Origin of the sequence: Phenylobacterium sp. (assembly GCF_013911965.1) — a bacterium.
Classification (GTDB): Bacteria; Pseudomonadota; Alphaproteobacteria; order Caulobacterales; family Caulobacteraceae; genus Phenylobacterium.
Window position 1 is genome coordinate 92294 of record NZ_JACESE010000010.1, and the last position, 12121, is coordinate 104414.

General features: G+C 71.6%; 8 protein-coding genes. 5 read left to right on the forward strand and 3 right to left on the reverse strand.

Features of this window, described 5'->3' with window-relative positions; all coding sequences use genetic code 11:
* Nucleotides 1-74 precede the first annotated feature (74 nt).
* Together H2041_RS11810 and H2041_RS11815 are read left to right on the forward strand one after the other, a co-directional pair.
* Nucleotides 75-1454 carry a hypothetical protein gene (locus H2041_RS11810; RefSeq protein WP_293412881.1) on the forward strand — a complete coding sequence of 460 codons (1380 nt, stop codon included), beginning with the start codon at nt 75-77 and terminating at the stop codon, nt 1452-1454.
* Nucleotides 1455-1476: 22 nt separating this feature from the next.
* Nucleotides 1477-2253: a hypothetical protein gene (locus H2041_RS11815; protein WP_293412883.1), complete on the forward strand. Its 777-nt coding sequence runs from the start codon at nt 1477-1479 to the stop codon at nt 2251-2253.
* A gap of 3 nt (nt 2254-2256) precedes the next feature.
* On the opposite strand, the gene H2041_RS11820 is transcribed toward H2041_RS11815, so the two are convergent.
* The 3 genes from H2041_RS11820 to H2041_RS11830 are packed head-to-tail and all read right to left on the reverse strand — an operon-like array spanning nt 2257 to nt 7683.
* Nucleotides 2257-3390, reverse strand: coding sequence for a glycosyltransferase family 4 protein (locus H2041_RS11820; protein WP_293412885.1), 1134 nt, complete (start codon nt 3388-3390; stop codon nt 2257-2259).
* On the reverse strand, nt 3387-6575 hold the full coding sequence (locus H2041_RS11825; protein ID WP_293412886.1) for a glycoside hydrolase family 99-like domain-containing protein: 3189 nt from the start codon (nt 6573-6575) through the stop codon (nt 3387-3389). Before H2041_RS11825 ends, H2041_RS11820 begins: the two co-directional genes overlap by 4 nt.
* Before the next feature lie 19 nt (nt 6576-6594).
* The gene (locus H2041_RS11830) at nt 6595-7683 is read right to left on the reverse strand and encodes a hypothetical protein (RefSeq protein ID WP_293412887.1); all 1089 of its coding nucleotides are present in this window, start codon (nt 7681-7683) and stop codon (nt 6595-6597) included.
* 109 nt (nt 7684-7792) lie between these two features.
* Between H2041_RS11830 and H2041_RS11835 the strand changes: the two genes are divergently transcribed.
* Genes H2041_RS11835 through H2041_RS11845 form a run of 3 tightly spaced genes read left to right on the forward strand, consistent with a single transcriptional unit; the run spans nt 7793 to nt 12047 of the window.
* Nucleotides 7793-9757, forward strand: coding sequence for a hypothetical protein (locus H2041_RS11835; RefSeq protein ID WP_293412888.1), 1965 nt, complete (start codon nt 7793-7795; stop codon nt 9755-9757).
* Nucleotides 9754-10797: a hypothetical protein gene (locus H2041_RS11840; protein WP_293412889.1), complete on the forward strand. Its 1044-nt coding sequence runs from the start codon at nt 9754-9756 to the stop codon at nt 10795-10797. Before H2041_RS11835 ends, H2041_RS11840 begins: the two co-directional genes overlap by 4 nt.
* A gap of 38 nt (nt 10798-10835) precedes the next feature.
* Nucleotides 10836-12047 (forward strand): hypothetical protein, encoded by a 1212-nt coding sequence (locus H2041_RS11845; protein ID WP_293412890.1) that lies wholly within the window; start codon nt 10836-10838, stop codon nt 12045-12047.
* Nucleotides 12048-12121 lie beyond the last annotated feature (74 nt).

A 12121-nucleotide genomic window follows, 5' to 3' on the forward strand; every position in this document is an offset into this window, starting at 1 on the left:
ATGGCGGCGATTGCCTCTTTTCTGGACCGCCCCGCCCATCGTACGAGTGGCCCGTTGAGGGGCGAGAAACCACGATGAAGATCCTGCCGAAGCCGAGCTTCACGGCGAGCCAGGCGCTCGGGGCCGTGCTGCTGACCGGCTACGTGTTGATGCTGGCCTTCAACCTGCCGGGTCACCTGTCCTACGACTCGCTCGCCCAGCTTCGCGAGGGGCGTTTCGAGGTGCGCGAGACCTGGGGGCCGGTGGTCTATGCCTGGATCCTCGGGGCGTTCGACGAGGTGGTCCCCGGAACCGGCCTCTATGTGGCCGCGAGCGGCTTCCTGCTGACCGGCAGCCTCCTCTCCTTCCGCAGCCTGCGCCGGCACGTCTCCTGGCCCTCGGTGGCCCTGGCCGTGCTGATGGTGCTCTCGCCCATCCTGCTGATCTACCAGGGCATCGTCTGGAAGGACGTGCTGTTCGCCAATCTCGCCATCGCCGGCTTCGCCTGCCTCGCCCAGGCGGTCAGGGTCTGGGACGGGCCGCGGCGCCCGTGGCTCGCCCTGGCCGGCGCCATGCTCGCCTTCGCCGTGGCGGCCCAGACGCGTCAGAACGGACTGATCGTCATCGTCTTCGCAGCCCTCGTCCTGGCCTGGACGGCGCGCCTTCGCGGATGGCGGTCCAGCCTCGTCTGGGGTTTGGGCGGGCTGGTGGCCACCCTCGCCCTCTCCAGCCTCATGGCCGTCCTGGCCGCGCCGCCGCAGGCGGGACCCGACAAGGGCGCCGCGCGCGGCATCCGCATCATCGCGCACTACGACATCGCGGGCTCCGTGGCCGCCAAGCCCACCTTGCCGCTCGACCACATCCGGGCCGCCGATCCGGAGGCGGAGCGCACCATCCGCTACCGCGCCACCGCGCTCTACACCCCTGAGCGGGTCGACTATATGGGCCGGGACCCCGAGATCGGCCGGCTGTGGAAGCTCTCCGACGCCACGGTGTTCCAGCAGTGGCGCGACATCGTCCTGGAGCATCCCGACGCCTATCTGAAGCACCGCTGGGCCGTCTTCCTGCAGGTGTTCGCGACGCCGAAGATCGACTCCTGCCTGCCGGTCTATGTGGGGGTTGCGGGCCCCGAGCCCCTGATCGCCAGCCTCAACCTGATCCAGACGGTCGAGCCGCAGGACCAGGCCCTCTACAACTACGCCACCTGGTTCCTGGACACGCCGGTCTTCTCGCACGTCTTCTACGCCCTGATCGCCCTCGTGGTGGCGGGCGTGCTCGTCTGGCGGGGCGAGGCGACGGACCTGGTCATCGCCGCCATGCTGCTGTCGGCGCTCGCCTTCACGGCCTCCTTCGCCGTAATCTCTCTCGCCTGCGACTATCGATATCTGTACTTCCTCGACGTCGCGGCGCTGTCGGGCCTCCTCTATCTGGCCCTCGAACCCCCCTACGGCCGCTTTCGGCGCCGGCTGCGCTGACTGGCCGAACGGAGGCGCACCCATGCCGCTCGCCCGCCCGCAACCCGCCCGCTCGAAACCGGCCGGCTCGAAACTGCCGGGCCCGCTCCTCGCCCTCGTCGCCGCAGGCCTTCTCCTCGCCGGGTGCGACGAGCCGCGTCCGCGCGAGCCGCAGCGGAATCCAACGCCTCAACCCGCCCCCGCCACCGGCCTGCCTCCCGCCAACCTCTCCGCCGACGACGCCGTGGAGCGCGCCGGCCCCTTCGGCTGGGACGCGTCGGCCGAGGCCTTCACCTGGCGCGGTCAGCCGCTGAAGGCCGGCCGCCTCTGGACCTTCGACGGGTCCACGGACGGCTTCGTCATGAGCGGCGGAGAACTCCTGCCGGCGGAGACCGCGGGCCTGCGCGTGGCCGAGCGCGCCGTCGACGCCGCCATTCGCAGCCCCAGCGGACTGGAGCTCGACGGGGCCCGTTTCAGTCTCGTCCTGGTGCGCCTCACCCGCCTGCGCGCCGCCGAGATCTGGGACGGCTCGCTGCACTATTCGACGGCCGCCCATGGCGAGGCCGCCGAGTTCATGGACAAGCCTCCCGCCGGTTCGCAGCCGCTGGTGAACGAGACGGTGGTGCTGGCCTTCGACATGGCCGAGCCGGTGATGGGCGGGGATGACTGGACGACCTCGCTGATCGACCAGATCCGCATCGACCTGGACGATTCCGAAGGCGGCGAATTCCTGATCCACCAGATCGCCGTCACCGAGCCGCCCCCGGCCGCCCCGGACGTCGAACCCGCCGCGCCGGACGCGCTGCGTCCGAAGACCTGAGGCTCAGCCGAGCAGGGCCTGCAGCCGCTCCACGCAGCGCAGCCCGACGGCCCGTGCGCTGAGCTCGGTGCGGATGCGCCTCCGGGCCGCGGCGGCCCGGGCGCGGGCGGCGGCCGGATCGTCCAGGATCTGCTCGATCAGGCGGCTTGCCTGAGCCACGTCCGGATCGGCCCAGGACTGGCCCTCGCCGTGGATGTACTGGCCGGCGCCGACGGGCACCATGGCGTGGTTCACCAGCGCGGCGGTCGCGCCGTCCATGAAGTCCATGTTTCCAGACCAGCCCGTGGCGACCACCGGCACGCCCAGCGCCATGGCTTCGGCCATGCCGCGGCCGAAGCCTTCGGACCTGTGCAGGGAGACGAAGACGTCGGCGCAGCGGAAGAGGTTCTTGACCTCGTTGTCGGAGAGTTCGCGGGTGATCGTCTGGACACGTCCCTTCAGGGCGGCGATGCGCGCCTCCAGGGCCTTCCGCGCCGGATCGTCGGCCTTGCCGCCCTTGAACTTGATCACCGCATGCAGCGGCGCCTCGGGCCTGCGGGCGACGAGCTGTTCGAACGCCGCCAGCACGGCCTCCGGATTCTTGCGCGCGGCGTAGGACGAGAAGTCGAAGGCGAACATCACCACGAAGGCGTGCTCGGGAATGTCGAACCAGCGCCGGCCGAGGAAGGTCGACAGCTTCATGTCCACCGCCAGGGGGATGCGCGCGACGTCGCGGCCCGTCGCCTCGGTCAGGGCCGTCTGCACGAAGGCCGAGGGCGCCCAGATGTCGTCGAAGCCCGACAGCAGTTCGGCCCAGGCGGTCGGATACTTCGGCAGCTCCCAGGCGGGGAAGATGATGTTTCGGGCGGCGGCGAAGTCGGCGCCGTCCAGCCGCTCCCGCACCGTCTCGACCTCGTCGGCGTTCAGGCAGAAAAGGTTGGCGTGGCGCGACAGGCGGCGCGTGACGTCGTCGCCGAAGGCCCGCTCGAGATCCGGGTCGCGGCCGCGGTCGAGGCCATAGACGTCCAGCAGCCTGGGCCGGACCCCCGCCGCCCGCAGGGCGCGGACGGTGGAGCGCAGGTGCTCGCCCATGCCGATCGGTGCGAAGGGATGGCCGACCACGGTCAGTTCGCCGAGGCCGGAGTCGGGCAGGCTCATGGCGGCGGCTCCAGCAGATCGGCGTCGGCGGCGTTCTTCAGCGCCTCAAGCCAACCGTGGCCGAACCGCACGTCGGGCTCCAGGTGGGCGCCCTCGGCCCATTCGTTCCAGGCGTTGACGAAGACGATCCGCTCCTCGCCGAAGTTCTGACGCCGCGTCTCGGCCAGCATGGCCTCGGTCCAGGCCTGGAAGGCGCCGGGGCTCGCATAGTGGAAGACGTAGGCGTGGTCCTGCCGCCGGGCGGTGTTGTCCCAGGAGGGGCAGACCCCGCGGAAGCGCTTGTGGCCCGGCGTCGGCGCCGAGAGATAGTGGCGGACGAGCTGGCGGTAGTCGCTGACCACGCCCTCAAAGGCGCGGTTGTAGAGCGGGCCGGGCGGGCTGATGGCCTGGGCCGCGCCCATGGGCGGAAACTCGATGGCCGCGTCGAAGCCGATCGCGCCCGGGTCGGGATAGGTCCCGGCGACGTCGAAGGTCTCCACGAAGGCGAGGTAGATCTCGCCGATCCCCAGGGCCCGCGCCGTCTTGCGCCACGCCTGCGCCCACTCTGCGGCGTCGGGCAGCAGGCCGGGACGATAGATGACCAGCAGGGGCTTGCCGTCGATGTGGATGTAGTTGTCGCGCCGCAGCAGGGCCGACATGTCGGTGATCAGGGCCGCGGCGTCGTCGGCGTCATAGGTCTGGGCCAGCAGGACATCCTTCTCCTGGCCGTCCCAGGTCCGGGTCCAGTTCTCGTTGGCCCAGCAGACGCAGAAGGGGAAGTCGGGCGCATCGGGCGCGGTGAGGTGCTGCAGCGGCTTCTCCAGCACGCGCCGTCCGCCTGCGAACCAGTAGTAGTAGAAGCAGAAGCCCGAGAGGCCGTAGCGCGCCGCCAGCTCGGCCTGCCGTTTCAGCGCCTCGGCCTGGGACAGGTCGTAGAAGCCGAGATCCGCCGGCAGGTGCGGCTGGTAGTGGCCGCGATAGTTGGGCAGGGCGCGCGTGACATTGGTCCACTCGGTGAAGCCCGCCCCCCACCAGCGGTCGTTCTCCGGAATGGCGTGGAACTGCGGCAGGTGGAAGGCGATCGTCCGTACACGGTTCGTCTTGTCGAGCGCCTCGGCCCAGCGCTCGACGAAACGCTGCTGGTTGCGGGTGGCCAGGCGGTGCTTGTAGCCGGCGTCGATCGAATTGGCCGTGACGCTCAGGTGGTGCACGATCACCGAGGCCGGTTCGTAGACGATCTTCAGCCCCTTTTCCCGCAGGCGGAAGCAGAGATCGGCGTCCTCGCAATAGGCGGGGGCGAAGTGGGTGTCGAAGCCGCCAAGGTCGGCGAAGTCCTTGCGACGCACCGCCAGGCAGGCGCCGGAGGCGTAGTCGACCTCCCGGCGCACGTTCCAGCGCGGCTGATCGGGATCCTGGAACAGGCCGATCATCTCGCTCGTCCCGTCGCGGTTGATCCGCGCGCCGGCCTCCTGCAGCCGGCCGTCGGGGAACAGCATCTTGGGCGCCGCTGCGCCGACCTGCGGATCGGCCAGGGCGGCGACCAGCGGCGCCAGCCAGCCGGCCCGCACCTGCACGTCGTTGTTCAGGAAGACCAGGACCTCGCCGCGAGCCTCGTCGATGGCGCGGTTGCAGGTGCGGATGAAGCCCAGGTTCTCGTCATTGCGGACGATGCGCAGGCCCGCGACCCGGCTCAGGACCTCGGGCGTCGCGTCGCTGGAGGCGTCGTCGATGACCAGGGTCTCGGCCTCGGCCAGGCCGCCGGCGGCGGCCAGGGCGCTGAGGCATTCGAGGGTGAAGCGCAGATTGTTGTAGGCCGGAATGATGATCGAGACCCGCGGCGCCTGCGGTTCGGGCAGGACGATCCTGCCCGCCGCCTCGGCCAGGTCGCCGCTGATCGACACCATCTGCGGCGGCGTCGGCTCGAAAGCCTCGATCCGGTCGGCCTCGATCCGGCGCCGGACGGCGGTCAGCTCGGCATAGGCCTGCAGGTCATAGGCGGCGGGATCGCGAGTCCGGCCGTTGGCGCGCAGCTGGTCGAACAGGCCCGCCGCGCCTGCGCCCGTGACGCCCGAAAGGCCGACGGGCTTCTCGCCGGCGTTGCGCGCCCAGTGCTCCAGGCTGCTCATGGCCGCTGCGGCGGCCTCGGGATTGGCGGCGAGATAGGCCGCCTCGTCGAAGTCGGCCGCCGGCCACAGGCCTTCGTAGGCGCCCCGCGTGACGTAGTCGGTCAGGGCGTCGGTCCCGTCGGCGATGGCCCCTTCCTGCTGCACGTAGAAGCCGGAATCGAAGTGCGGGCTCGGGCTGCGGTGCTCGCGGGCGCCGAAGCGGACGAAATGCGCCAGCGGGTTGAAGCCCTGCGTGCGCAGGTCGCGGTAGCGCTCGGCGTACCAGGTCCCGTCGAACAGGGGGTGCGGATCGCGGCCGGCGTCGGCTCCGGCGCTCACATAGTCGAGCAGGGGGGCTGTTCCGGCGACGGCGGTCTCGGGATAGCGGTCCAGGTACCAGTCGTTGGCGAAGAGCGGGTGCGGGTCGAAGCCCTGACGCCAGCCCTCGCGCAGATAGTGCAGCAGCGGGTTCTCGCCGGTGGCCGCCACCGCTTCGCACTGGCCCACATAGTACCGGATGTCGAACAGCGGATGGGGGTCGAGACCCCGCGCCGCGCCGCCCAGGAGGAAGTGCTGCAGGACGGTGAGCCCGGTCGCCTCCAGCTCCTCGCCGTGCCGCAGGCGGTAGTCGACGACGCTCACCAGCGGATGCGGATCGCGCCCTGCGGCGTCCCCGAGCACCAGGTAGTGGGCCAGCGGCGCCCAGCGCGAGCCGCGGATCTCCGGGTTGCGCTCCACATAGGCGGCCTGATCGAACAGGGCGCGGGGCGCAAACAGCGGATCGGGGCCGGCGCGGACATAGTCGGCCAGGGTCGAGGCCGGGGCGGCCTCGCGGCCGAGGCTCCGGGTCTGGCCGGGATCCCAGACGCCCGAGAGCTGGATGAGCAGGGCCCGGCCGGGCCACTTGCCGCGCGCCAGAACGGGGTGGGCCCGGCGCGCCAGGCGGGGGAGGCTGAGCCCCCCGGCCCGCCGGCCGGCCGCCTCGCGATAACGGCGCCAGCGGTCGGCGGCGACCGCGGCGGCTTGCAGGTGGCCGCGCCGGCGCCGGTCCAGGAGGTCGGCGGCGGCCTCGGCCTGAGGAGAGGTCTCGGATGGGGGCACGGGGTCTCCGGGGCGGCGGTCAGCTGTCGCCGAGGATCTCGTCGAGTTCGCGTTCGGCGGCGGCCATCAGGGTCCGGGCCTGCTTCGCCTCGGCTTCCCGGGCGGCCTGGAGCGCGCGGACCTCCGCGTCCAGCGCTCCGGCGCGCCCCTCTTCGAACTCCGCCCGCTGCCGGGCCTCGAGCAGGTCTGAGCGGGCGAGATCCAGGGCGCAGGTCACCGGCGAGACGAAGGCGCTCATCGCCTTGCTGAGTTCGGCGAACTGCAGGGCGACCGTGTCGAGAACGTCGGTCGGGGGCGCTTCGCCGCGCGCCGCCGCCTCGAACCATTCGAAGACGCGCGCGGCGAGCGGGCCGCTGACCGGCGTCTCAGCCAGGCGCCCCACCGGGGCATTGTGCCGGAGCTCCGACGTCAGAAAGCCGTCGATGGCCTTCTCCGCCCGCGCGTCCAGCTTCGGAAGCCGGGCTCCGTGGCCGCTCTCGATACGCTCCACCTGGCCGCGCCAGTCGGCCAGCAGGCCCTCATAGGAGACGAAGGCCCGCGGCAGGCCGCGGGAGCCGGCCTCGGCGGCCAGCATGTAGGCGGCCCAGAGCAGGACCGACTTTTCGGGCGGGAATCCGTTCCGCTTGGCCAGCGAGCCGGCCACCTCCAGCGGGTGGCGCACGGGAATCACCACGCGCGGGGCGAAGCTCAGTTCCGCCAGCGCCGTCAGCCAGAGCGGCAGCAGCACGCTGACCCGCGGGTCCTTCATCAGGGGATAGCGGGCCGCGCCGTACTCCTCGTCGAACAGATCGGTGGCGCGGGTGACCCAGCGCCGCTCCTCCCGCGGCTCGAGCGGCCGATAGGGGAAGGCGAACGGATCGTCCCAGGCGCCGCCGGCCGCCCGCAGGCGCTGGTCGTTGAAGATGGCGATGCGCCAGGGTTCGAAATAGCCCTTGGCGTTGTACTCGTCGCCCGGCATCACGTTCTGCGGCAGGTCCGCCCCGGCCAGGGCCAGGACCTGGGTCGCCGCCGATGTGCCCGAGCGATGCATGCCGAGCACGAGATAGGCCGCCCGCCCGGCGGGGGCGGGTCCGGCGGCTTCGGCGGTCGGGCTCGTCGTTCGCGTCACGCCTGTGCATTATGGCCCCGCGCGCCGCGCCGCAAGGCGAGAACCGGCGGTTGATCCGGTCAGCCATATGTTGCACACAGCCGGCCGGCCTCGCAGAGGGGAGCCCCGCATGGCCGCCGCGGCCGCCGATCAAGCCGACTTTTCGCTGATTTCCACCGCGCTGGACCCGGACTTCTACCGCAGCGTCTATCCCGACGTCGCCCAGTCCGGCGTCGAACCCAGCGCCCATTACGCGAACGCCGGCTGGCGCGAAGGCCGCGACCCGGCGCCCTGGTTCTCCACCCGCGCCTATCTGGCGGCCTATCCCGAGATCGAGGCCGCCGGCGCCAACCCGTTCGCCCATTTCCTGGCCCAGGGCCGCCACGAGGGCCGGGCCATCCAGTCGTCCGACCAGGCCCTGCGTTACTACCGGGGCCGGCGCGAGCGGACCGCCTGGACCTACCGTCCCGAGCCGCCGGAAGCCGATGGGCCCTCGTCGGGCGCCGGCGAGGCCGTCTCGCCGGCGATCCTCCACCGCGAGCTCGTGGAGCCGGAGTTCGACGCCCGCTTCTATCTCGCGGAGAACGCGGACGTGGCCGAAGGCGGCGGCGATCCGCTCGACCACTTCCTGACCACCGGCTGGCGCGAAGGCCGCGACCCGGCGCCCTGGTTCTCCGTCTCGGACTATCTGGAGCTCAATCCGGACATCGCCGCGGCGGGGGTCAATCCGTTCGTCCATTTCCTCCAGGCGGGCCGCCGCGAGGGGCGGACGGCCAAGCTCGAGCTCGGCTTCCGCTACCGCGTCCTCGCCGGACTGACGCCGCTCGCCGAGCGCATGGCCGCCGCCGCCGCCTTTGACGAGCCGCATGCGCCAGGGACGGCGGACGACCTCCGCCAGCAGCTGTCGGTCTCCCGGAGCGGGCTTGCCGACCTGCACCTGACCGTCAGCCACGACGACTTCGCCGCCAATCTCGGCGGCGTTCAGCTCTGCCTTCAGCGGGAGAGCGCCGCGGCGGCCGCCACGGGCCGCGACCACCTGCACCTCTACCCGGCCAATTCCCGGCCCATGCTGCGGCCGGCCAGCCAGGCGGACCTGCTCGGCCTGCTGTGGAACGGCGAACACATCGGCCACTATCCCGCCAGTCTCGTCGCCGAGGTGCTCGAGGCGGCGCTGCAGGACATCGCGCCGGGCCGTCGCAGCCTCGCCATTCACAGCCTCCTGGGGCACGCCGTCACCGACATCCTGCGGGTGGTCCGCGCGGCCGGATTCCGGGACGGCTGGTTCTGGGTGCACGATTTCGCCAGCGCCTGCGCCAGCTATCACCTTCTGCGCAATGACGTGGCCGACTGCGGCGCGCCGCCCCCGGGCAGCGCCGCCTGCGGGATCTGCCTCTATGGCGAGGCCCGGCGTTTCCACATGGACGAGCATCGCCGCCTGTTCGAGACCCTGCGGCTGTCGGTGGCCGCCCCCAGTCAGGCGGCGCTCGACACCTGGCGGCGCGGCGCCGATCTGCCGGCGGTGCGTGAAGTGGTCGCGCCCCTTGCGCGGCTGCAGCCGAGGGGCGCCGCCGAGGCAGGCGCGGCGGGGGACCGCCCCTTCCGTCTGGCCTTTCCGGGCCTGCCCAGCAATCTCAAGGGCTGGCCGGTCTTCCGCGAGCTCGTCCTGCGCTTCGCCGAGGATCCCCGCTACGAATTCCTCCATCTGGCCCGCGACGACGTCGGCGGCCTGCCGGCCCGCTTCCATCCGGTGACGGTCAGCGAGGCGAGCCCGCGCGCCATGCAGGACGCGATCGAGTCGCTGGAGGTGGACGCCGTGATGATCTGGTCCATCTGCCGCGAGACCTTCTCCTTCACCACGCACGAGGCGGCCGCCTCCGGCGCCGCCATCCTGACCGGTCCCGACAGCGGCAATGTCGCGGCCTTCGTCGAGGCCACCGGGCTCGGCCGGCTGCTGGAGACCGAGGCGGCCCTGTTCGACCTCTTCGAGACGGGCGAGGTGCTTCAGCTCGCCCGTGCGCGCCGTGCGCCGCAGCTCAGCGACCTGGTCTTCAGCAGCCTCACCATCGACCTGCTGGACGAGGAGGCCGCGGCGTGAAGGTCCTCTGCTATTCCAGCTTCACCTTCTCCTATCTCAACCGCGCCCGCGTGCTCTACGCGACCCTGCGCCGGTTCCACCCGGACTGGGAGCTGGTGGCCCTGATCACCGACGAGCCGCCGCCGGGATTTGACTTCGACCCCGCCCGGGAGCCGTTCGACCGCGTGGTCTGGGCCCAGGACCTGGGCATCGCCGACTTCCGCTCCTGGCTCTTCCGGCACGATGTCGTGGAGGTCTGCACGGCGGTGAAGGGCCCCTTCATCCACCAGGCCTGCGACCAGGCCGACATCGTCATCTATCTCGATCCGGACACCGCCCTGCTGGCGCCGCTCGACCCCCTGATAGAGATGCTGCAGCAGGACGAGATCCTGCTCACGCCGCATCTGATCGATCCCAACACCGACCGCACCGCCATCCTCGACAACGACCTGTCGGCCTCGCGGACAGGGATCTTCAATCTCGGCTTCGTCGCCATCCGGACGACGGGGGAGGGCGCCCGCTTCGCCCGGTGGTGGAACGACCGGCTGCTGTCCTTCTGCTATGACGACATGCCCCGCGGCCTCTTCGTCGACCAGCGCTGGTGCGACCATGTCCCGGCGCTGTTCGACAAGGTGAAGGTGGTGCGCGACCCCGGCTACAACGTGGCCAGCTGGAACCTGTCCCAGCGCAGGGTGGCGATCGGCAAGGACGGGGCGATCACGGTCAACGGGGCGCCGCTGCGCTTCTGGCACTTCACCAAGCTCGGCCCCACCGGGGACCTGATGACCAAGAAGTATGCGGGCGACAACTTCGAGGTCTACGAGATCTGGAACTGGTACAAGCGCCAGGTGACCGCGGCCACCGATCCGGCCATCCCGGCGCGCTACTGGGCCTATGGCGACTATGCGGACGGAACGCCCATCGCCAAGGCGCATCGGGTGCTTTGGCGCGAAGCCGACGACCTGCGCGCCCACTTCGCCGATCCCTTCGCCGCGGGGCCGGGAAGCTACCTGGAATGGCTGATCGCCTCGGGCCACGCCGCAGCGCAGCCGGCGGCGTGAGCTTGACAATGGCCAAGGCCAGTCCGACAGCGGATCGTATGGCGGGAAACGAGAAGACGGCGCAGCCGGCGCAGGCGATCCATCCGCTGGTGGACAAGGCCCGGCGCGTGGCCGAGCAGCATCGCCGGCTGGTGGCCGATCTGGCTCGAGCCGAGGGCGAAGTCGCCGTGACACGGGCCAGCCTCGCGGTCGCCCTGAGCGCCGCCCTCGCCGGCCGCGCGCGGCGGGAGGGCGAGGCGCGCCAGGCGCTGGTCGCCTTGCATCGAAAGGCCGCGCGCTCCAGGCCGCGCCGGCGCAACCGGCTCGCTCGGGGCGCCGAACGGCTGCTGCTGCGCCTGGGCGCGCCGGGCCGGACCGTGATCCTCGCCCGGTCGGGGCTGTGGGCCGCTGGGGGCGGGCTCCGCGGAAGGCTTTCGGCCTGGCGGAGCATGCTGAATCACGTGCGCGGCGGCGCGGCGGCCGGGGCCCAGCCGCCCGCCCTGATCGGCCACGACTTCTATCTGCAGCATTATCCGGACGTGGCGTCCCTGGGGACAGCGCCGCTTCTGCACTATCTGACGGCCGGCGCGGCGGAGGGCCGTACGCCGCACCCGCTCTTCGATCCCCACTTCTACGCCGCGGCCAACGCGGCCGATCTCGCCGCCACGGGCCTGTCGCCCCTGGAGCATTTCGTGCGCCTGGGCGCCGCGCAGGGCCGCGATCCTCATCCGCTCTTCAGCGTCGACTGGTATGTCGCCCAGCGTCAGGATCTCGCCGCGGCGGGCGTTAATGCGCTTGCCCACTATCTGGACGCCGGCTGGCGTGAGGGCCTGAGTCCGCACCCCCTGTTCGACCCCGCCTATTACGACGCCCAGATCGCGGCCGCCGAGCGCGGGACGCCGCCCCTGCTGCACTATCTGACGGCGGGCTGGCGCGCGGGGCTGAAGCCCCATCCCCTCTTCGATCCGGCCTGGTATCTGGAGCGCAATGCGGACGTGGCGGCCAGCGGCCAGGAGCCGCTCACGCACTACGTGCTGGCCGGCGGCCTGGAAGGCCGCGATCCCAGCGGCTGGTTCGTGTCGCGCCACCATCAGGCGGCGCGCGGCCTGCGGGTGGTCAACCCGCTGGTGGACTATCTGACCGGCGGCGCCTGGCAGGTGGAGGAACCGCGGCCGGGCTTCTCCTCGGCGGCCTATCTGGCCAGCCATCCCGAACTCGCCGAAGGGGGGCTGACGCCGCTCGAACACTGGGCCCGGCGATCGGATCGCTAGACCTCGTCCCAGGGACGGGAGCCGGTCGTCGGCGCCCCGGACAGGCGCTGTCTCCAGGCACGGGACTTGCTGTG